This window comes from Sorangium sp. So ce367, assembly GCF_051520455.1.
In the GTDB taxonomy this organism is placed as follows: domain Bacteria; phylum Myxococcota_A; class Polyangia; order Polyangiales; family Polyangiaceae; genus Sorangium; species Sorangium cellulosum_B.
In genome coordinates, this window is the sequence record NZ_CP150334.1 from 976,800 (window position 1) to 997,389 (window position 20,590).

Sequence of the window (20,590 nt, forward strand, 5' to 3'; positions counted from 1 at the left end):
CGATCCCCGCTCCGCCCGCGCTGCGAGCCGCCGGCGCGGCGAGGGCGGCGGGGGCGCGAGGCGCTTGATTCCGGGAAAGCGTTGGCGTTCCTTAGCTCTCAGGGGGTCACCATGTCCGCTGAACCCAGCCGGGCGCCGCCTGCGCCTTGCTTTCGCCTCCTGCTGATCGAGGACAGCGCCATCGCGGCCTCCGTCGTGCAAAGCCACCTCGACGCCGTGCCGTGGCAGCGCGCCGAGCTCGCGCACGAGGAGACGCTCGCCGCCGGGCTCGCGCGCGTGAACGAGGGGTGGGATGTCGTCCTCCTCGACCTCTCCTTGCCCGACGGCGAGGGCCTCGAGGTGGTCGAGCGGGTGCGGGCGGTGGACCCCCATGTGCCCATCGTGGTGCTGACGGGCCACGACGACGTCCGCCTCGCGGAGCGCGCGCTCGGCGCGTCGGTGCAGGATTACCTCGTGAAGCGGGGCCTCGACGCGGACACGCTGTGGCGAGCCATCCGCTATGCGGTCAGCCGCCAGCAGCTCCTGACGCAGCTCGCGCGGGCGATGGCCGAGGCCCGCGAGAACGAGGCCAACCTGCACCAGCTCATCGCCCGGAGCGCCGATGGGGTGATCGTGCTGGATCCCTCCGGGACGGTGCTCTTCGCGAACCCCGCCGCGGAGTCGCTGCTGGGCGACGGGCGCCCCGTCGCCGGGCGGGGCTGCCCGGCGGCGCTCTGCGCCGGCGAGACGAGCCTGGAGATCGGAGGGCAGCAGGTCGTCCTCGACGTTCGCTGGGTCGACGTGGACTGGCAGGGGCGCCCCTCGCGCATGGCGCTCCTGCGCGACGTGACCGGGCGGCGCCGGGCCGAGGAGCTGAGGTCACGGCTCGAGCGCAGCGAGCGGCTGGCCGCGGTCGGCCAGCTCGCGGCGGGCGTGGCCCACGAGATCAACAATCCTCTCGCGTACGTGGTGGCCAACCTCGAGCTGCTCGCCCGCGAGGTGCGGCGGCTGGCCGGCAAGGGCGTCGCCACCGAGCACCTCGCCCAGCCGCTCGCGGACGCCCGCCAAGGCGCCGCGCGGGTGGTGGACATCGTCGGGGATCTCGGGGTGTTCGCGCGCGCGGAGGCGAACGAGGCGGTCGGGCCGACCGACGTCAACGCGGTGATCGAGAGCGCGCTCAACATCGTGCATTCCCAGATGAAGCACCGCGCGCGGGTCGTGCGCGAGCTCGCCTCGGTCGCGCCCGTGAGCGGCGCGGAGGGGCGCCTGACGCAGGTGTTCGTCAACCTGCTCATCAACGCGGCGCAGTCGATCCAGGAGGGGCGCGTCGCCGACAACGTCGTCGAGGTGCGGACCCGCGATCAGGGCCGGGAGGTCGTCGCGGAGATCGTGGACTCCGGCTGCGGCGTGCCCGAGGAGCACATGCACAGGCTGTTCGAGCCGTTCTTCACCACGAAGCGCGCGGGGGAGGGGACGGGGCTCGGACTCGCGATCTGCCGCAACATCGTGGAGTCGTGCGGCGGCACCATCGGCGTCAGCAGCGAGGCCGGCGTCGGCACCTGCGTCCGCGTCCGGCTGCCCGCCTGGGCGAGCGCCGAGCTCACCCCTCGCCGCGCGTCGCCCGCGCCCGCGCCCGCGCGGCATGAGGAGCCGGCGCGGCGCGCCCGGATCCTGATCGTGGACGACGAGCCCCTCCTCCTTCGCGCGCTGCGCGGGCTCCTCGAGGCGTCGCACGAGGTCGTCTGCGCGCGCTCGGGCAGAGAGGCCCAGAGGACGCTCCGGCTGGACGCAAACTTCGATGTCGTGCTCTGCGATATCGTGATGCAGGAGGGCACGGGGATAGAGCTCCACGAGTGGCTCGAGGCGGAGCTGCCGGCGCTCGTCGACCGGGTGCTGTTCATGACCGGAGGGGGCACGAGCGAGGTGAGCAGGCGGTTCCTCTCGGCCCACGCGGGACGCGTGCTGCCGAAGCCGATCAATCCAGCGGAGCTGCTCCGGCGGATCGATGCGCTGCTGGAGGCGAGAGCGGCAGAGCCCGAGAGCGTGTAGAGGAGAGCCCGGGGGCTGGAAGGTGGGAATCGGGGCCGGCCGGGAAGGTGGGAATCGGGCCCCGCCCCCCGCCCCCCGGCGCGTCATTGACCGCGCGCCGCGCGATGCGCGGCGCGGGCTCACGTCCCGCCGCAGGCCTCGTACTCCGCCTTGCACGCGTCCGCGCCCGCCTGCTGCACGCACGCCCTGCAGTCCGCCGCGATGCCCTGGCCGGCGCACTCCCTCTCGCATTCGTCGGCGCACACGCCCGCCGCGCAGACGCAGGCGATGAGCGCGTCCGTCTCGGGATCTTGCAGGGGATCGGTGTTCGGATCGCAGCCTTGCACGCACGCACAGCAGATGCCGTCGCCAGGGCAGCAGCCGTCGCTGCGCCCGAGGGGACAGCGGCAGGCGCCGCCGCCTTGCTCCATGCACGGCCCGTAGCCGCTGCCGTCGGCGAGGCACGTCGCGACGCCCGGCGCGCCGACGGCGTGACAGGTGCAGGACATGGTCTCGCCAGGAGCGCAGGTTGCGCCCGTGGCCGAGCTGGAGGTCGTCGAACTGGCGCTCGTCGAACTGGCGCTCGTCGAGCTTTCGCTCGTCGAGCTGGCGGACGACCCGCCGCTCCCGGTCGGCTCCGGATCGGTCGTCGAGGAGCCGCATGCGGTCGCCAGCACAGCCGTGAACAAGCTGAGGAAAAGGATGTGTCGCATCGGCGCCCCCTATAGCGCGCCGTCCCCGCGGCCGTCGAGGGCCATCACCGCGCTCCCGTCGCGCTCCCTCCCCGGCACGGAGCCTCGCGCCGCGGCACCCCGTCATCGGATCTTGTTCGTCAATGCCCTTTACATTACTTCACGAGCGCGTCATGACGCGGAGCGCCCCGCGGGCTTGTCCTCAGCGCTGGAGTCCGAGGATCCCCGTGAACGAGCGCCGTGCTCGGGCGCTCGGGGGGCGCGGGCGGCCCCTGCGTGAGAGGGCGTGCTTGCCTGGCGGGCAGGATGCCCTATGTTCGCGCCTGCTCGCGTCCCCGCCGGGGGGTGCGCCGGCGCCGCGCCGCGTGCGCCGTGCGGGGAACGCGCTGCCTGAACCGTGCGATAGCAAGGAGATGAGAAGATGACGATCTCGATGTATCAGGCCTCGGTCCCGGTGCTCGTCAGGATGCTCGGCAACCTCTCGGCGATCCTCACCAAGGCCGCCGCGTACGCCGAGGCGAAGAAGATCGAGCCGCGCGTCCTGCTCGACGCGCGCCTCGCCCCGGACATGCTCTCGCTCACGCGCCAGGTGCAGATCGCCTCCGACTCGGCCAAGGGCTGTGGAGCGCGGCTGGCGGCCGTGGACGTGCCGAAGTACGAGGACAACGAGGCCAGCTTCGACGAGCTACAGGCCCGCATCGCCAAGACCGTCGCGTTCCTGAACAGCCTCCGGCCCGAGCAGATCGACGGCTCCGAGGACCGCGATGTCACCATCCCGACGCGCGATCAGCCGCTGCAGTTCAAGGGCCTGGTTTACCTGGTGAACTTCGTGCTGCCCAACTTCTATTTCCACGTGACGACCGCCTACGCGATCTTGCGCCACAACGGGCTCGAGATCGGCAAGCTAGACTTCCTAGGCGCCCGCTGATCGAGCAGCGGTCACCTGCTGCGGATACGGGCCCACCTCGACGTTTTCGGTGCTCAGCGCACGGGAGTGCGCTTCCGCGCCGAAAACGCCGATCTGGGCCCGTCTCCTGTGCGGGTGACCGCCGCTCGTCGTCGTTTCTGGCGGACGCCCGGCTACCGCACGCGCCTTGGATCGTGGTGATGTGCTGGGAGCGGGCCGAGCTGCGTGGTGTCGACGAGGAGCGAGACGACGAGCGAGAAGAAGCGGCGGCGCGTCTCGAAGCTCGGGCTCAGGTCGGGGAGGAGGGCGCCCATCCGCCTCGCGCCGGTGTCGTGGAGGACGCGCTTGGCCATATCGATGGGCTCGATGTGGGCGGGGTAGAGGTCGCCCCCGGAGAGCTTTCGGATGAGGCCCACGTACTCGCCCACGAGCGGCGCGACCTCCGCCCGGGGGAGGGCGAGGGTGTCCGCCGAGGGGGAGCTCCCGGTGAAGACGAAGTGGAGGTCTCTGTCGTCGCAACCGGCGACGAGGGTGCAGGGCTCGCGCGAGGGCCAGGGCGGCTCGCCGGAGACGATATCGATCGTGAGCGTGCGCCACTCCTGCCTGCGGAGCGGCGACGCGCTCGACCAGAGGCGCTCTTCGATTCGGATGGCATCGACGGGCATATGGGCTGAGCTCAGTGTAGCGCTCACCCCTCACGGTTGTAACCGCTCACCGTCGGCCACCGAGGAAATCGACAGAACTCCATGAACTACATATTGTCCGTATTTGGTCCGGTGCACGATCGTCGCCGGGACCCTCGGACGCCCAGGATAGAATTCCGCCGCAACCTCTGCCTCGTCACGCCGCGCGACCGCCGGAATACGCGCAGCGCTCGGTGCGCGAGGGCGAACCGCGGCATCGCCGTGGGGCTCCTCGTGTGTGGCACAAGGCCCGTATCGCGACGGCAGCGCTAGAAATCCCTCACCAGGATCCAGAGATACCTCGGGGATGGGAAGCGCTGCGCGATGACGTCGATCTCCGCTGGATCCGCGCCCTGGGCGTAGCTCGCGCTGGAGATCTGCCGGAGCTCATCGGGCGATACGCCGCTCCAGGCTTCCAGGCCTGGCATCCGCGTACCAGGCTCCCGCCCGAGGACCTGTCGAGCGCGCTCGAGCGTCAAGTTGCCGCCGAGGGAGCGGCTACAAACAACGGCAGCGCTGTCCGGGTCGACGATGAGCAGGTCAAGGTCGGTAGGCATGGTTCGAGTCGGCGTAGTAGAGGCTCACGCGGGTCGAGGCGCCTGCCGCGAAGAGCTCTCGCACGAGATCAAGGGTCTCCGAGCGATGCTCGGGATAGACGTCGTGGGCGACGAGGTCTTCTGCCTCCTCCGGGGTCAGCGCGCCCCACGAGACGACCGATCCGTCGTCGAAATCAGGTGGGCGTGCGAAGCACGAGCGTGTCGTCTCCAGCGGAATGAACAGCTCGAGCCGGTCAACGAGGCGGCCCTGGGCGTCGAGCGACACGAGCATGGCGTAATCTCTGAAGTCTATGGCCATGAGAGTGCCCCAGATCTGCCCGACGTGCCGCTATCGAGCCGCGGCCGCTTGCTTCAGCAGCTTGTCGGGCGGCGACGTCACGCCAGGATGCTCCTGGTGCACGAGTGGAGCGCTTCGGGGAACGACGACATCGTCTGCTTGAGTGAATGACTCCGGGCGATGCACTCGAATGTCTCGTCGTGGAAGGCAAGCAAGTAGTGTCGATACTGCTTCCACCAATCTGGATTGTACTCGCTGTGAACCGAGTTGATCTTCATCAGCTCGGCGATCCATCGAGACCTCTCGACGACGTGCGCAGCATACGCCACCAACCCGCGGCCGTGCAGGGGATGTCCGTGGAGCACCTCGTCATTCGGTGAACCGAACTTGTGGGCGAGGCATCGCTCGAATTCGACGATGGCGATCAGGCGTAGGTCGGCGCTGGTTGGATCGACCACGGTGGCATACGATCCATCCCACCTGGGGTCAGGTTCGCGCATGTTGTAGACGACGAGAGTTCTGGAGCTCGAGGAGAAAACATGCGGGAGTGGGGCGCCGACATTCCAAGGATGCTGCCAGGGGATCTCGACGGCACACTCCTCCCCGGCCGCGCGGGCGAGATCTCGCTCGAGCGAGATGCACTTGTCGTGCGCAGCTTGGTAACGGGCCCATCCCCCGTCTCCGCGTTTTCCGGAGAGCGCAGCGGCTGCAGCCGACAGCTCCTCGCGGGCGGCCTCCAGGCCGCGCCTTACGTCTTCGACCGTCATTTCGTCCACCCGACGTCTTGCCGGTGTGCCGCCGCGCGAAGCGTGGTCGACACCAGCGGCTTGCTGGGCGGGAGACAGAGCAAGAGAGAGTACACAGGGAGGCGGGGAGAGTGCGACCAGGCAAGGCTGGTCCCGAGGGAAAGGAGTGAGCGGTAGCTTCTGAAATCGGGTTTCGCTGTCCAGCGGGTGCGAATCCCGCCCGGCCAAGGTCACGCCCGGCCAGCCGGAAGCCAGCCTTGCGACGGACCCCGTGAGGGGCTCGGCGATGCGTAGGCAGGTGAGTGAGCGAGCCGCAGCATGCCAGCCACGAAATCCTCCACTTTCCGGGTGCCCAGGGTGTTCTCTCGCCTGAAGGCAACAGCGTCCTACCTCGCAAGGGCGGGAGGGGGACGCACCCGGCGGGGTAGTTGGCTGCGGCGCGCAGCAAGAGGACGGTCCAGGCACCTGGGAGGCCCTCGTCTCTCCACGAGAAACGCCGGTACGACGGGGAGCCGGTGATCCGTCCCCGGGGCGAGACACGCCGCGGATGCCCGTGTCTCGCAGCCGAGCCCAGCGGGCTCCGCAAGGAAATGCGCATCCGCCTCGCGGTAGGCCCACAGCAAGGGGAACCGGAGCCGAAGCCGAAGGAGACGAGGGAGTCGGAGGGTCCCATACGAGCGACGACGCGGGCGAACGGAGGGCATCGGAGCCTGTCGAGCAAAGGGGACCCGTGTCGAGAGGAACTTCAGGAGGGAACCATGAGCGCTGCCACGACGGCGAACATCATGTCACCGGGACTGTTGAAGGTAAGGGAGAGAGCGGAGCGAGACCCGGAAGGGGTCCTCCTCGCGCTGGCGCACCTCATCGACGAGGAAGCGCTGCAGCGAGCGTACCGCAGCCTCCGCAACGAGGCAGCGGTGGGCGTGGATGGCATCACGAAGGAGCAGTACGGGCAGGACCTGGAGCGCAACGTTGGCGATCTGCACGCGCGGATGAAGTCGATGCGTTACCGGCACCAGCCCATCCGACGGGTGCACATCCCGAAGGAACGGGGCAAGACGCGACCGATCGGCATCTCGTGCACCGAGGACAAGATCGTCCAGGCCGCGGTGCGGGAGGTACTGGAGGTCGTCTACGAGCCGGTCTTCCGAGACGTCTCGTACGGGTTTCGGCCCGGTCGCAGCGCGCACGACGCGCTGCGCGCCCTGAACCGGATGCTGCTCGGCGGGGTGGAGTGGATCCTGGAGGCCGACATCGAGTCCTTCTTTGACAGCATCGACCGCACGAAGCTGATGGAGATGCTCCAGGCCCGGGTCGCCGACAAGTCGCTGCTGCGGCTGGTCGGCAAGTGCTTGCATGTAGGGGTCCTCGACGGTGCGGAGTTCTCCGCGCCGGAGGATGGGACGGTGCAGGGCTCGGTCCTGTCGCCGCTGCTGGGCAACGTCTACCTTCACCACGTGCTCGATCTGTGGATCGAGCGCGACGTCCAACCGCGGCTCATGGGTAAGGCCACCCTGATCCGCTACGCCGACGACTTCGTCATCGGCTTCGAAAGGGAGGACGACGCGAAGCGGATGATGGAGGTGTTGCCGCGACGCTTCGAGCGGTACGGACTGAAGCTGCACCCGGACAAGACCCGCCTTCTGCCCTTTGGGCGCCCGGACAACCGGGATTCCGGGGGCGAGGGTCCGGCGACCTTCGACTTCCTCGGCTTCACGCACTATTGGCGGCGAAGCCGATCGGGGCGATGGATGCCGGGCATGAAGACACGCAAGGCGCGCCTCCGACGGGCCATCACGGCCGTCGCCGACTTTTGCCGACGCCATCGGCACTTGCCGGTCAAGGAGCAGCACGCCGCGATCACACGACGCATCGTTGGGCACTGCAATTACTTCGGCGTAAACGGAAACATCCGGAGCCTCGCGCTCTTGATCCGTGAGGCCGAACGGGCATGGCACAAGTGGCTATGCCGGCGGAGCCAGCGTGCGTACATGAATTGGGAGCGATTCAAGGCCCTGCTGCGGGATTTCCCGCTGCCCAGGCCGAGGACCCGCGTCCAGTTCTGGGCGTCCCCCTGAGTCCTCTCGGCGGAAGAGCCGGATGGTGGAAATCTCCTTGTCCGGATCTGGCGAGGGCCCCCCGGACCCGTCGGTCCGGGGGGCTACTCTACCGGGGAGGAGAGAGAACTGTGCAGACCGAGATGGAGAGGCGAGGGATGGGGACCATGACGTCGGATTCCCATCTCTCGTCTCCCCGCCTCCCCGCCTCCCTGTGAATCTCTTCTTCTTCCTCTCCGCCCAACGAGCAATCGGCAGGTCAACGGAAGCCGCCGGACCAGGTCTGTCGATTCAGGCGCTCTGGGTGACCTCACGCACGGAAGATCTCACGGATCGGCGCTGCGCCGCAAGTCCCGGGTGTCGTCCAGCGCCGCAGGGCAGATCCGTCCGACGCCGGCGGCCGTTGCAGCCTTTCCGGGTGCCGAGGCTGCGGCGGTGGCCGCGGTGGACCGCGCCCGCGGGGTGGTGGTAGGAAAAGATATGGCGAAGAGGCATGCAGCATGGATGTGCGCGGCGTGGACGCTCACAGCCGGTGGATGCACCACGCTCGCGGGGCTGGACGACGGCTACCACCTGGTGGACGGAGCGGGTGGTGAGGCCGGCGCGGGCGCGGGCGGGGGCGAGGCGGTCGTCCCCACCGACGTCGAGCTGATCGACGACATGGAAGACGGCGACAGCGCCATCGATGAGGCGGGTGGCAGGGTCGGCTACTGGTACAGCTTCAATGATGGGACGGGCACGCAGACTCCCCCGGTCTACTCGGAAGAGAATCCCGTCGGGTTCATCCCGGAGGCGCTCGCGGAGCCGCGCGGCGAGAGCACGATGGCGATGCACACGTTCGGATCGGGCTTCACCGAGTGGGGCGCCGGGTTCGGCTTCGCCCTGAACGGCCCCGACGGGGGCCTGCTCGCCTACGACGCGTCGGCGTACAGCGGTATCGTGTTCTGGGCCAAGCTCGGCGAAGCGAGCGCGGCGACGACCATGAAGGTCAACATCACGGACAAGACCTCGGATCCCGCGGGCGGCATCTGCGATGAATCGGGAGAGGACGTGGCCAACCCGTGCTTCGACGACTGGTCCTTCACCGCGCGCCTCGGCAAGGCGTGGGCCCCGGTCGTGACCCCCTTCGAGCAGTTCGCGCGCGGCGGCGAGGGCGCCGAACCCACGGTCGATGCCATCGACCTCACAGGGCTCTTCGCGATCGAGTTCGGGTTCGTGCAAGGCGACGATTTCGACGTCTACATCGACGATGTCGGCTTCTACAGGTGATCGCCTGAGGAGGCGTCTCGGCGGCGTGACGCTGGGATCGCGGGCGCTCAGCGAGACGCGCCGAGGTGATCCCGGACCACGCCGTCGTCCAGGCGTCAAAATCGTTGATAGTTGAACTATCTGCTCTCGGCAGTGCTGTGCGGTGAGGCGCCGTGCGCAGATACCGTCGAGGTTCAAAAACGCGACGGCAGTAGATAAAGTGGGTGGGTTGGTGGGTCGTTGGGGCACAAAAGTGTTCGCAATCGACCTCTGCCGTGAGCCGGACGGGACAGGTTCTGGTACATAATGTCAAATCGGCGCTGTTGAGTCGCAGCGTCGGGAACCCGTGCAGGTGCCGATCCATGTGGTCGGCGCTCGCACCAACTCGTGCCTTTCTTCGGGCGCGGCGTGGAGAACACGGTGAACCCCGAGCAACACACGCATCGCTGGCCTCTTGAGCTTTTCGGCTCACAACTCAGGTACGCTGCGCCGCTCTTGCTCGCGCTCGTCGCGGCATGCAACGGCCAGATCGGCGGGCCCGGCCAGTCCACGGGGTCTGGCACGGGCCCCGGCGGGGACGATCCTGGGATCATGGAGCCCCCGGAAGACGTGCTGGATTCGGCGTTCTGCCAGACGCCGAGGCCCGGTACGGCGCCGCTCCGCCGTCTCAGCAATTATGAGTACGCCAACACGGTGAAGGATCTCTTCTCCGGCGTCCCGGGCGTGGCCTCCACCGTCGACAAGGTGGTCGCCACGTTTCCGAACGAGTCCGAGTCGCTCGGCTTCCGCAACAACGCGAGCTTCTTGAACGTCGGCTCGCTCGTCGCGCAGAAGTTCCTCGACGCCGCGGAGGAGGTCGCCGCTGTCGCGGCCCACGCCTCGGGCCTCGTCTCCTGCGATCCGGAGGAGATCGGTGAGCTCGAGTGCGCGCGCGACTTCATCCGCACCTTCGGCGCCAGGGCGTACCGCCGGCCGCTCACGGAAGCCGAGGTCCAGAGTTACGAGGAGCGCTTCACCGCAGGATCGGACGGGTACACCTTCGACGACGGCATCGAGTGGGTCGTCTTCAGCATGCTGCAGTCGCCGAACGTGCTCTATCGCGTCGAGCTCGGCCAGGCGAGCACGGGGGACGTCACCGAGCCCACGCCGTACGAGATGGCCGCGCGGCTCTCGTACCTGGTCTGGCAGTCGCAGCCGGACGAGGAGCTCACGCGGGCGGCGGAGGCGGACGAGCTCGGCACGCCGGAGCAGCTCGAAGCCCAGGTGCGGCGCATGCTGGCCGATCCCAGGGCCGAGCGCTTGCTCGAGTACTTCGACCAGTGGCTCGACACCGACATGCTGAGCAGCATGAACCGCGATCCGGAGGTGTATCCGGACCTCTCGCGCGATCTGCCCGCCCTGCTGCGAGAGGAGACGCGCGCGTTCGTGCAGGACCTGCTCGCGAGCCCGAGCGGCTCGCTCGACGACCTCTTCGCCGCCGACTACAGCTTCGTGAACGGCGCGCTCGCGCAGCACTACGGCGTGAGCGGGGTGAGCGGCGACGATTTCATCAAGGTCGACATGCCTGGCCGCTCGGGCGTGCTGACCCAGGGCATGATGCTCACGCGCGACAAGGCGGCGCGCACCTCGATCGTCCGCCGCGGCCTCAAGGTGCGCACCGATCTCCTGTGCCAGATCGTGCCCGCGCCGCCCAACGACGTGAAGCTCGATCTCGAGGGCCTGGGAGAGGGGCTCTCGCAGCGCGAGCGCCTCGAGCTCCACCGCACCGAGCCGAGCTGCGCGGGGTGCCACGCGCTGATGGATCCCATCGGCGTTGTGTTCGAGTCGTTCGACGCCGTGGGCCGCCCTCGCACCACGGACGAGGCCGGCAGGCCGATCGACACCTCGAGCGCCATCTCGAGCACGCGCGACGTCAACGGCCCTGTGGCGAACGCCGCCGAGCTGGGCCAGCGCCTCGCGCAGAGCGAGGAGGCGCGCGCCTGCTACGTGCTGCAAAACTTCCGCTTCTTCTACGGTCGCGACAAGACCGACGCCGATCGCTGCTCGATGGCGTCGCTCTCGCTCGCGTTCAAGGAGAGCGGTTACAGCCTGTCCGAGCTCCTGGTCGCGCTCACGCAGACCGACGCCTTCCGCTACCGCCCCGTCATCGTCCCGGAGAAACAATGAAACCTCTGAGCCGCCGTACCTTCCTGCGTGGCGCATCCGGAGTTGCGCTCGCGCTCCCGTTCCTCGATGCGATGCGTTCGAGCCGCGCGCGAGCCCAGACGACGCCGTCCCCGCGCCGTATCATGTTCGTGTTCCAGGCGAACGGCGACGAGACGGAGAGGCGCTTCGACGCCCGCGGCGAGACGAGCTTTCAGCTCGGCGAGTTCCTCGCCCCGCTCGAGCCGTACCGCGAGGATCTCCTCTTTCTCAACAACCTGCACAAGCGCTTCTACGATCTGCCGGAGTCCGAGCGGGCGGACAACCACCAGCAGGGCGGCAGCTCGCTCGCTCCGTGGAAGTCCGGCACCGGGTCGTTCCCCATCGGCGGCACCGAGACCACCATCGGTTACGTGGAGGGGCCGAGCGCCGACTACGCGATCGGCGGTCGCGTGCTGGAAGCCAACGAGAGCGTCGCGCACCGGCACCTCGTGTACCGCGTCGGGGACAAGTGGAACGACATCTGGAACACGCACTCCCACGCGGGGCCCGCGGGCGATCAGAACCCGATCCCGCCGGAGACGGACCCGTACGAGGCCTACGCCCGGATCTTCGCCGCCATGCCCGGCGACGGGGGCGCGCAGCAAGAGGTGCTGAGGCGCCTGGCGAAGAAGCAGTCGGCCATCGATCTGGTGCGCGAAGAGGGCAACTCCCTCCTCACCCGGGTCGGCGCCGACGACCGCGCCAAGATCCAGCAGCACCTCGACGCGATGCGCGACGTCGAGCGCGCGCTCCAGGCGGGCAACGGCGCGGCCGCCTGCGTGCAGACCCCGCTCGGCGAGAGGATCAACCCCTACGCCGACGAGAACCACGCGATCATGGGCGAGCTGTTCTTCAAGATCAGCGCCCTCGCGTTCGCCTGCGATCTGACGCGCGTGGTGCATTTCAACTGGAGCGGCAACACCAGCAACCGCGTCTACTCGAACCTGGGCCTCAGCGATGGGCACCACGACATCTCGCACAACAGCGACGACGACTCGTTCGCCAAGGTGCGCAAGATCCACAGGCACCTCTGGGAGCAGAACACGAAGCTCTACGAGATCTTGAAGAACACGAGCGACGGCGACGGCACGCTCTGGGATCATACGCTCGTCGTGCACTGGAACGAGCTCGGGCAGGGCGACAGCCACAGCATCGAGGACAGCCTGGTCGTCTTCGCGGGAAAGGCCCACGACCACTTCCGGCGCGGTCGGCTGATGGATTTCCGCGGCGATCGCTCCTTCGCCGACATGCTCGTGAGCTGCTTCCACTATATGGGCTTCGAGGACGTCAAGAGCTTCGGCGAGGGCGTCTTGAACACCGGGGGCGCCCTGCCGCTCACCTGAGCAGGCGCCGCCTCCCGTCGGCGGCGCGGAACGCAGCGCATGGGGCGCCCCGGCTGCGGGCGCGCTCCGTACGCTTTTCCAGGTGAGCGCTCGCCCCGCGGGTGCTTCACTGGGCGGCATGTCGATCATCCAGCCTTGTTTCGATCGGTCGGTCGTCGTCCGTGGCGCTGACGCTGAGATCGTCGGCTCTCCCGCCGCGCGGATCCAGCTCCTCGCGGACAGCAGCGCGACGGGCGGAGCCCTCTCCACCGTGCGTGTGACGCTCGCGAAGGACGCGGACGGCGCGCGGCCCCATCGTCACGACGCCTCGGCCGAGATGTTCTACGTGCTCGACGGCGCCGTGCAGGTCCTCTCGGGGAGCGACATCGTGACGGCCGAGAAGGGCGATCTCCTCGTGGTCCCTCCGCGGGTCGCCCACGCGTTCGCCGCCGCGCGCGGCAAGGGCGCAGAGCTCCTTGTCGTCATCACGCCAGGGGTCGAGCGCTTCGACTACTTTCGCAAGTTGACGCGCATCGCGTACGGCGAGGAGCCGCCCGAGACCTTGCGCGACGTGCAGGAGCTCTACGATACGTACTTCCTGAGCAGCCCAGAATGGGAGACGGCGCGCCGATGAGCGGGCCTTCGGCCGAATGGATGTCTCCCGGGGGGTAGACCGCATCGGCCGCTGGGGCGCTCGGCGACGCCGTCGTGGGCCCGCTGTTCGGGGCCGTCGGGCTCGGGATCGCCGTGCCGCTCGCGCGCGATGTGTATTTTTACACGGACGAGGCGGGGGAGCGGCGCGACGTCTTCCGTGCGTCACCGGTGTCGGCGATCCTCGATCTCGGCCTCGGCCTCGAGCTGCCGTGACCGGGCCGCGTCAGATCATCGACGCAGTGGCGGGCTGAGCAGTCCTCCACGTCGTCACCAGCGCATCGACCCACCCCGCGGACGGCTCCGCGCGCCCAGCGCCCCACCCCTGAATCACGTCGTTCGGCTTAGAGCACCTAACAAAAGCTCGTTCACCCCGCTTGCTTGAGGGAAGCCGATGGTGCGGCAGAATACAGCGTGGGCAAGCTGTTGGTGCCGGACGAACTCTGGGAACGAATCGTACCTCTATTGCCGAAAACGGAGCCGAAGCCGCAGGGGGGCCGGCCGCGTACGCCTGATCGGATCGCGCTGACCGGTATCTTATTCGTGCTCAAGACCGGGATCCCTTGGGAGTATCTCCCGCAAGAGCTCGGCTGCAGCGGCATGACGTGCTGGCGCAGGTTGCGCGACTGGCAGCAGGCTGGCGTCTGGGATCGGCTCCACGAGGTCTTGCTCGATGAGCTCGGCGAAGCCGACAGGATCAACTGGGAGCGTGCTGCGCTGGATGCCTCGCTGGTTCCGGCAAAAAGGGGGGTGAAAAAACTGGCCCGAACCCCACGGATCGCGGCCGGCCGGGCACGAAATATCACATTCTGGTCGATCAGAATGGTATCCCGCTCGCCGTCGAGATGACGCCGGCGAACGTCCATGACTCGAGGATGTTCACTCCTATGGTGGACGCGGTGCCGCCGATCGCGCGTCCTTGCGGCCGACCGCGGCGCCGCCCCAAGAAACTGCATGCCGATAAGGCCTACGACGACCCGGCCCTTCGGTTGGCTTGTCATCTGCGCCACATCGTGCCCCGCATCGCTCGAAAGGGCATCGAGTCGTCGGAGAAACTCGGCCGTTACCGCTGGGTCGTCGAACGGACGATCGCTTGGCTCCGGCGCTTCCGCCGCTTGACCGTGCGGTATGAGCGCCGTGCCGACATTCACCGAGCGTTCCTCCTGCTCGCCGTATGCCTGATCTGCCTCAACCATATCCCGACGGGCTTTTGTTAGGCGCTCTTAACACGTCTTAACAGTGGGCGGCCTCGGTCCGCGCTATTCACCGCCGCGGGGGATAACGTCGCTCTCAGGAGAATCCTTATGATCGAGAAGAGCACTCTGTCGATGCAACCCTGTTCTCTCCGCCCGTCACGCGCTTTCCTGCCGCGAATCGGCGCGGCGCTGTTGCTCCTCGGAGCCCTCGGCGCGGCCGCATGCACAGCCGGTGCCGGCGCGGACGAAGAGGAGAGCCTCGGTGTGGCGAGCCAGCGCGGAACTTACGATCTGACGAGCAGCTACACGGGCAACGTCGGAGACACCCGCGGCTGGCTCATCGAGTGGCAGGTACCCCAGCTTCTGAACGCGTCCACGGCCTGGACCGCGGTGGGCCAGTGGTACTACAACCTCGAGTCCGGCATTTACCACAGCCCGGATGGATGGTTCGTCTACTACTTCGGAGATGACAACGGCGTCACGGGGAATCATTCGAGCTGCAACACCCAGTGGGGCTCGGGGGGCACCTGCGGCGGCTCGCTGGGCGGCCTGCAGCCCGGGCAGCAGGTCGTCTTCAAGTACGAGTGGTGCACGCCCGAGCGCGTCGCGAGCGTGACCGGCGCCCAGCTCTGCCTTTATGTCGACATGAAGAACGGCGCCGGCTGGCAGTTCCTCGCCCAGGACGCGCGCAGCACCGTCGAGATGTACGCGCACGACATCGAGCATTTCGCCGACGTGGGCCCGCAGTACCCCGAGCCGCAGGTCTCCTGCGAGGCGCCCATCAAGATGCTTCGCCAGCAGGTGAAGACGACCTCGGGCGCCTGGCAGAACATGTCGGGCGCGAGCACCTGGTCGTTCCACGACGCCGCGCCCTACGTCTACCAGAACAAGAACCTCAGCGCGTCGCCGTCGACCTGGGAGGCCTGCACGTCGACCGTGCCCGCGAACTGCAGCAGCGCGCCCGCATGGATGTCGGCGCAGGTGTATACGCCCTCCACGCTGGTGACCAACGGTGGCCACCTCTGGTCGGCGACCCAGCAGATCTGGTGGTCGCACCCGGACTGCCCGCCCAGCAACCCGACCTCCTGGTGCCCGGCCGAGTGGGCCGACCTCGGGCCGTGTAACTGATCGCGGAGCCCGCTCCCCACGAGGCGCGCTGGAGACAACCGTGCTTTCAGCGTAGGATGCGCAGCGCGCATGCGCATCCTCCTCGTGGGGCTCTGGCTCCTCGTCCTGGCGACCGGGCTCGCCATCCTCTACCGCCGACGGAAGCGGCGCTCACGCGCGCGTCCTCGCGGCGATAGCACCGTCGTCCTGCACACGGCGACCATCGAAGCCATCCGGCGCGGGCAGCGGGTTTTGCTCCCGGAGCATGTCGTGCTCGCTGCGCTCTGCGATCGCCGGGTGGCAACGCTGGTCGCATCGGCCGGCGCGAGCGCCGCGTCCTTGCGGCGCGAGCTGGAACAACAGCTCCCGGCGCCGCGCCACGCACCCACGGACAGCGCAGCGTTCGAGCTCTCGCCGGCTGTGAATGCCATCGTGGACCGCGCCTGGTCGAGGTCGGCGTCGTGGGGGGGCCCGTCGCCGCTCGATCTGGTGGTCGCGACGCAGTCGGCGGGGGAGGGCTGCTTCGCCGCCGCATTGCTCACGAGGGCGTGTCGCGACCTCGACCGGGCGAGCCGGGAGCCGCCCCGCGCCCCGGAGCGCAGCGACCCCGCAGGCGAGCTGGTCGAGGTCGTGTTCTGGAACGACGACGTGACCAAGATGGAAGCCGTGCAGCGCTTGCTCGTCGACTGCTTCGGAATGGACGAGGTGGAGGCGACGCACTTCATGCTGACCGTGCACTTCGCGGGCTCCGCCGCAGCGGGCCCGTATCGGCCGGATACCGCCGCCGCGCTCCTGGCGCGCGCGACGCAGGTCGCGCGCGAGCGCGGCATGCCGATCCGCATCACGCTAGGTCCGGCGGCAGAGGAGATGGGCTTCACCTGGGCCACCGAGCCCGCGGAGGCAGGGACGGGTCAGATGGACAGCTCAGATGGACAGCGTCGCTGACGGTCCGGCCGCCGAGGGGTTCGGCGGCACGGACCGCTTCGAGATCCGCGCCCGCCTCGGTGCGGGCGGCATGGGGGTCGTTTACCACGCTCACGATCGGCTTCGCTGCGCCGATGTAGCGCTCAAGACGCTGCTCCGGATGGAGGCCGCCGACATCCTCCGTCTCAAGAGCGAGTTCCGCGCCATCGCGGACATCGCCCATCCGAACCTGGTGACGCTTTACGAGCTCATCTCCGCGCAGGGGCGCTGGTTCTTCACGATGGAGCTCGTCTCCGGCGTGAGCTTCACCAGGTACGTCCGCGGGGGCGAGCTCGCCGACCCGGGCTCGCCCGCGCATGCCCCGGAGCGGACTTCCCCCGCGGCGGCCACGACCTGTCAGGCGAACCTCGACGGCCGCGCGCCCTCACCCCGCGCCGACGCCGCGGCGCCGACGGCCTCCGGCGGCGCGCCAGCGTCACAGCCCAAGGTCGACGTGGCGCGCCTCTGCCAGGCGCTCGAGCAGCTGGTGCACGCCGTCGAGGCGCTGCACGGCGCGGGCAAGCTGCACCTGGATCTCAAGCCCTCGAACGTGCTCGTGGACCAGAGCGGACGGGTGGTCGTGCTGGACTTCGGCATCGCCCGCGACACCGGCGCTCGCAGGACGGCGCTCGCGACCGCCGAGACAGACGCCCCGATCGCCGGGACGCCCATCTACATGGCGCCGGAGCACATGCGTGGAGAGCCGTCCGCCGCCGCGGACTGGTACGCGGTCGGCGTGATCCTTTACGAATCGCTCACCGGCCGCGCGCCTTTCAGCGGCAGTCTCTTCGACATCGTCGAGGCCAAGGCGTTCGGCGAGCCGCCGCCGCCTCACCTCGTCGCGCCGGACGCGCCTCGGCCGCTGAGCGATCTGTGCCTGCAGCTCCTCCAGCGCGACCCGCGCGCGCGGGCCACGGGCGCGGACGCGCTGCGCGTCCTCCGCGAGGCGGCGGTCGCCCTCGCGGCAGCGCCTGGCGCCGCTCCCCGGCCCGGCGCTCCGCCGCCAGGCGGCGAGGCGCCGGCGCCGCTCCCTCGCGCGCCGTTCATGGGACGCGGCGAGCAGCTGCGAGCGCTCCAGGAAGCGTTCGACGAGGCGCGCGCTGGCCGCCCGGTGGCGGTGTACGTCCATGGTCGCTCCGGCATGGGCAAGTCGGCGCTGGTCGAGCATTTCCTCGACGATTTGCGCGGCCGCCGCGCCGCGGTGGTCCTGGCGGGCCGGTGTTATGAGCGCGAGTCCGTCCCGTTCAAGGCCTTTGACAGCGCGCTGGACGCCCTCAGCCGCCATCTCAAGCGGCTGCCGCGGTCCGAGGCCGCGGGCCTCCTGCCGCGCGGGATCCACGAGCTCGTGCGCGTGTTCCCCGCCCTGCGCGTCGTCGCGGCCATCGAGGACGTCCCGCGGCGCGCCTTCGAGATCCACGACGCCCAGGAGCTCCGGTTCCGCGCGTTTCGAGCGCTCAAGGAGCTCCTGTCGGCGCTCGCCGACAAGGGGCCGCTCGTCGTGTCCATCGACGATCTGCAGTGGGGCGACCGCGACAGCGCGCTGCTCCTCGCCGACCTCCTCGGCCCGCCCGACCCGCCCTCGATGCTCATGCTCGGCGTGTATCGGTCCGAGGACGAGGCATCGAGTCCATTCCTGCGGGAGCTCTTCGGCGCTCCGGCGCCCAGGTGGACGGGGGCCACCGAGCACCGGAAGCTCTGCCTCGGCCCGCTCGTTCGTGAAGAAGCGGAGTCGCTGGCTCGCTCGCTCCTGGGCGGCCACGGCCCCCCGCACAAGGCGTCGGAGATCGCCCGCGAGTCCGAGGGCAGCCCCTTCTTCCTGGCGGAGCTCGCGCTCCACCTGGGCCGCGCGGCGCCGGTTCACCCGGGTCACGAGGACGCCTGCTCCCCGGCGCCGCCGGTGTCGCTGGAGGCGCTGTTCCTGGAGAGGTTCGCGGATCTGCCGGCGGACGCCCGGTGGCTCCTCGAGGTGATCGCCGTCGCCGGGCTCCCCATCGAGCAGCGCGTCGCGCTCAGGGCCGCCGGGTTGCAGGGGGACGCCGCGTCGGCGCTGCACGCCTTGCGGACATGGCACCTGGTCCGCACCGGCGGGCTCGAGGAGGCCGATCCTGTCGAGGCGTACCACGATCGGGTGCGCGAGGCGGCGTCCGGCCAGATCGAGCCGTCCCGGCTCAAGGACCATCACCGCCGCCTCGGCGAGGAGCTCGCGGCCCTGGGGCGCGCCGATCCCGAGCAGATCGCGCGTCACTTCCACGGCGCGGGCGACCTCGACAGGGCGGGCGCGTACGCCGCGGAGGCGGCGGACAGGGCCGCCGCCGCGCTCGCGTTCGAGAACGCGGCGCGGCTCTACCAGCTCTCGCTCGACTGCGCGCCGGCGGGCAGCGGGCGCCGGCACGGGCTCCTCGTGCAGCTCGGCCATGCGCTCGCGAACGCGGGCCGCGGCGCCGACGCCGCCCGCGCCTACCTCGGCGCGGCGGACGCCGCGGGAGGCGCCGCGGCGCCCTCGGTCGTCCTCGACTGCAAGCGCCTCGCGGCCGAGCAGCTCCTGACGAGCGGTCACACGGAAGAGGGCGTCGCGGTGCTCCGGGAGGTGCTCTCCGAGACGGGCCTGCTTTACCCCGAGACGAAGCGCCGCGCCCTCGCCGCGGCGCTCGTTCACCGGACGCGGCTCGCCCTGCGCGGCTTCGGGTTCAAGGCGCGCGACGCGAGCCAGATCGATCCCGGCGAGCTTCGCCGCGTCGACGTCTGCTTCTCCGCGTTTCTCGGGTTCTGCGCGGTCGATCCGGTGCGCGCGGTGGGCTTTCACGCGCAGCACATCCTCCTCGCGCTGGCCGCGAGGGAGCCGGGGCGCGTCGCGATCGGGCTCGCGTTCATGGCGCTGTTCGCGTCGATCATCGGCAAGCCGGCGGGCAGCTCCGTCGAGCGCGCCCTCGCCGCGGTGACGCCGCTCCTCCAGCGTTCCGCCGACGCGCGCGTCGAGGGCGTCCTCCGGATCCAGCGGGCGATCGCCGCTCACGAGACGTCGTTTCGAGAGATGGTGATGCACGCCGAGGAAGCGGAGCGCATCTTCCGCGAGCGGTGCACCGGGGTGGCCTGGGAGATCGGCACGGCGCAGACCATCTGCATGATCGGGCTCGGCAAGCTCGGCGATCTGAGGGGGCTCGCCCAGCGCCTCCCCACGTGGATCAAGGAAGCGGAGGCGCGCGGCGACAGGTATGCCGTCACGTCGCTGCGCACGGTCACGGGGGGCCACAGCCTCGTCGCGCTCGCCGCGGACGATCCGGCGCGGGCGCGCGTGGATCTCGCGGAGGCCCTCGCGGCGTGGCGGCAGCAGGGGTTCCAGCTGCAGCACTTCTTCGGGCTCTTTGCGGACGTGCTCATCGATCTGTACTGCGAGGACCCGGGCGCCGCGTGGCGCCGGCTGACGGCCGCGTGGCCGATGGTCGAGGACTCCACGTACCTGCGCATGAGCCCGATGCGGATCGGCGCGATCGAGCTGCGCGGGCGGGCGGCGCTCGACGCGGTCGCAAGCGCGGCGGATCCGGCCCCGCTGCTGCGCATCGCCGAGCGCGTGGCCGGCGCGCTCCTGCGGGAGCGGGTGGGCTGGGCGAGCGCCCAGGGGTGGCTCACGCTGGCCGCCGTCGCCTGGACGCGCGGCGACGCGGCGCTCGCGCGCACGCACCTGGAGGCGGCGATCGCCGGGTTCGACGCGAGCGAGGTCGCGCTGAGCGCCGCGGCGGCGCGCAGGCGGCTAGGGGAGGTGCTTGGCGGCGATGAGGGCCGCGCGCTCGTCCAGACGGCCGACGACGCGATGGTCCGCCTCGGCGCCAGCCGCCCGGATCGGATGACGGCCCTGTTCGCTCCCGGCTTCGGCGGTCGCTGACGCCGGGAGGAGGGGTGCCCGATCCAGCGCGACGGCCTCGCGGTGAGCTCGATGAGCTCGTCGTTCGGCCGGCATCTCGGGGCGGCTCATGGCGTTGTCGGCCGGGGGGGCGG

At 69.6% G+C, this 20,590-nt stretch carries 16 protein-coding genes and 1 pseudogene; 12 read left to right on the forward strand and 5 right to left on the reverse strand.

Features of this window, described 5'->3' with window-relative positions; translation table 11 throughout:
• Positions 1-111: 111 nt before the first annotated feature.
• Complete coding sequence (locus tag WME97_RS03715) at positions 112-2,028, forward strand: response regulator (RefSeq protein WP_437549580.1); 1,917 nt, start codon at positions 112-114, stop codon at positions 2,026-2,028.
• Positions 2,029-2,147: 119 nt separating this feature from the next.
• Here WME97_RS03715 and WME97_RS03720 read toward each other — a convergent pair whose 3' ends face one another.
• Positions 2,148-2,720, reverse strand: coding sequence for a hypothetical protein (locus WME97_RS03720; RefSeq protein ID WP_437549581.1), 573 nt, complete (start codon positions 2,718-2,720; stop codon positions 2,148-2,150).
• A gap of 400 nt (positions 2,721-3,120) precedes the next feature.
• On the opposite strand from WME97_RS03720, the gene WME97_RS03725 reads away from it, so the two are divergent.
• Positions 3,121-3,627 (forward strand): DUF1993 domain-containing protein, encoded by a 507-nt coding sequence (locus tag WME97_RS03725; RefSeq protein ID WP_437549582.1) that lies wholly within the window; start codon positions 3,121-3,123, stop codon positions 3,625-3,627.
• Positions 3,628-3,779: 152 nt separating this feature from the next.
• Here WME97_RS03725 and WME97_RS03730 read toward each other — a convergent pair whose 3' ends face one another.
• From WME97_RS03730 to WME97_RS03745, 4 genes are all read right to left on the reverse strand, one after another.
• Positions 3,780-4,271, reverse strand: a complete 492-nt coding sequence (locus WME97_RS03730; protein ID WP_437549583.1) for a UPF0262 family protein — start codon at positions 4,269-4,271, stop codon at positions 3,780-3,782.
• Between the two features lie 287 nt (positions 4,272-4,558).
• Entirely contained in the window at positions 4,559-4,846 is a 288-nt protein-coding gene (locus tag WME97_RS03735) for a hypothetical protein (protein ID WP_437549584.1), read from the reverse strand.
• Entirely contained in the window at positions 4,830-5,144 is a 315-nt protein-coding gene (locus WME97_RS03740; protein ID WP_437549585.1) for a hypothetical protein, read from the reverse strand. The genes WME97_RS03735 and WME97_RS03740 overlap by 17 nt, the downstream gene beginning before the upstream one ends.
• A 77-nt stretch (positions 5,145-5,221) precedes the next feature.
• Positions 5,222-5,890, reverse strand: coding sequence for a hypothetical protein (locus WME97_RS03745; protein ID WP_437549586.1), 669 nt, complete (start codon positions 5,888-5,890; stop codon positions 5,222-5,224).
• 737 nt (positions 5,891-6,627) lie between these two features.
• On the opposite strand from WME97_RS03745, the gene ltrA reads away from it, so the two are divergent.
• The 10 genes and pseudogenes from ltrA (at position 6,628) to WME97_RS03795 (ending at position 20,477) form a co-directional block, all read left to right on the forward strand.
• Positions 6,628-7,947 carry a group II intron reverse transcriptase/maturase gene (ltrA, locus tag WME97_RS03750; RefSeq protein WP_437549587.1) on the forward strand — a complete coding sequence of 440 codons (1,320 nt, stop codon included), beginning with the start codon at positions 6,628-6,630 and terminating at the stop codon, positions 7,945-7,947.
• Positions 7,948-8,406: 459 nt separating this feature from the next.
• Positions 8,407-9,195: a hypothetical protein gene (locus tag WME97_RS03755; RefSeq protein ID WP_437549588.1), complete on the forward strand. Its 789-nt coding sequence runs from the start codon at positions 8,407-8,409 to the stop codon at positions 9,193-9,195.
• A gap of 570 nt (positions 9,196-9,765) precedes the next feature.
• Positions 9,766-11,340: a DUF1592 domain-containing protein gene (locus WME97_RS03760; RefSeq protein WP_437549589.1), complete on the forward strand. Its 1,575-nt coding sequence runs from the start codon at positions 9,766-9,768 to the stop codon at positions 11,338-11,340.
• A gap of 71 nt (positions 11,341-11,411) precedes the next feature.
• A complete protein-coding gene (locus WME97_RS03765; protein ID WP_437549590.1) occupies positions 11,412-12,701 on the forward strand; it encodes a DUF1552 domain-containing protein in 1,290 nt (429 codons plus the stop codon).
• A 118-nt stretch (positions 12,702-12,819) separates the two neighbouring features.
• Complete coding sequence (locus WME97_RS03770; protein WP_437539753.1) at positions 12,820-13,314, forward strand: cupin domain-containing protein; 495 nt, start codon at positions 12,820-12,822, stop codon at positions 13,312-13,314.
• 74 nt (positions 13,315-13,388) lie between these two features.
• Positions 13,389-13,547: a hypothetical protein gene (locus WME97_RS03775; RefSeq protein WP_437549591.1), complete on the forward strand. Its 159-nt coding sequence runs from the start codon at positions 13,389-13,391 to the stop codon at positions 13,545-13,547.
• Positions 13,548-13,760: 213 nt separating this feature from the next.
• Positions 13,761-14,548 (forward strand): annotated as a pseudogene (locus WME97_RS03780) (IS5 family transposase).
• Between the two features lie 243 nt (positions 14,549-14,791).
• Entirely contained in the window at positions 14,792-15,655 is an 864-nt protein-coding gene (locus WME97_RS03785) for a hypothetical protein (RefSeq protein WP_437549592.1), read from the forward strand.
• A gap of 69 nt (positions 15,656-15,724) precedes the next feature.
• Positions 15,725-16,579, forward strand: a complete 855-nt coding sequence (locus WME97_RS03790; RefSeq protein WP_437549593.1) for an ATP-dependent Clp protease adaptor ClpS — start codon at positions 15,725-15,727, stop codon at positions 16,577-16,579.
• Positions 16,563-20,477 (forward strand): serine/threonine-protein kinase, encoded by a 3,915-nt coding sequence (locus tag WME97_RS03795; protein ID WP_437549594.1) that lies wholly within the window; start codon positions 16,563-16,565, stop codon positions 20,475-20,477. The genes WME97_RS03790 and WME97_RS03795 overlap by 17 nt, the downstream gene beginning before the upstream one ends.
• Positions 20,478-20,590 lie beyond the last annotated feature (113 nt).

Excerpts from the sequence above, each read along its gene's own strand:
- WME97_RS03715 (WP_437549580.1), top strand. The coding sequence starts at position 112 with ATGTCCGCTGAACCCAGCCGGGCGCCGCCTGCGCCTTGCTTTCGCCTC.
- WME97_RS03720 (WP_437549581.1), bottom strand. The coding sequence starts at position 2,720 with ATGCGACACATCCTTTTCCTCAGCTTGTTCACGGCTGTGCTGGCGACC.
- WME97_RS03725 (WP_437549582.1), top strand. The coding sequence starts at position 3,121 with ATGACGATCTCGATGTATCAGGCCTCGGTCCCGGTGCTCGTCAGGATG.
- WME97_RS03730 (WP_437549583.1), bottom strand. The coding sequence starts at position 4,271 with ATGCCCGTCGATGCCATCCGAATCGAAGAGCGCCTCTGGTCGAGCGCG.
- WME97_RS03735 (WP_437549584.1), bottom strand. The coding sequence starts at position 4,846 with ATGCCTACCGACCTTGACCTGCTCATCGTCGACCCGGACAGCGCTGCC.
- WME97_RS03740 (WP_437549585.1), bottom strand. The coding sequence starts at position 5,144 with ATGGCCATAGACTTCAGAGATTACGCCATGCTCGTGTCGCTCGACGCC.
- WME97_RS03745 (WP_437549586.1), bottom strand. The coding sequence starts at position 5,890 with ATGACGGTCGAAGACGTAAGGCGCGGCCTGGAGGCCGCCCGCGAGGAG.
- ltrA (WP_437549587.1), top strand. The coding sequence starts at position 6,628 with ATGAGCGCTGCCACGACGGCGAACATCATGTCACCGGGACTGTTGAAG.
- WME97_RS03755 (WP_437549588.1), top strand. The coding sequence starts at position 8,407 with ATGGCGAAGAGGCATGCAGCATGGATGTGCGCGGCGTGGACGCTCACA.
- WME97_RS03760 (WP_437549589.1), top strand. The coding sequence starts at position 9,766 with ATGGAGCCCCCGGAAGACGTGCTGGATTCGGCGTTCTGCCAGACGCCG.
- WME97_RS03765 (WP_437549590.1), top strand. The coding sequence starts at position 11,412 with ATGCGTTCGAGCCGCGCGCGAGCCCAGACGACGCCGTCCCCGCGCCGT.
- WME97_RS03770 (WP_437539753.1), top strand. The coding sequence starts at position 12,820 with ATGTCGATCATCCAGCCTTGTTTCGATCGGTCGGTCGTCGTCCGTGGC.
- WME97_RS03790 (WP_437549593.1), top strand. The coding sequence starts at position 15,725 with ATGCGCATCCTCCTCGTGGGGCTCTGGCTCCTCGTCCTGGCGACCGGG.
- WME97_RS03795 (WP_437549594.1), top strand. The coding sequence starts at position 16,563 with ATGGACAGCGTCGCTGACGGTCCGGCCGCCGAGGGGTTCGGCGGCACG.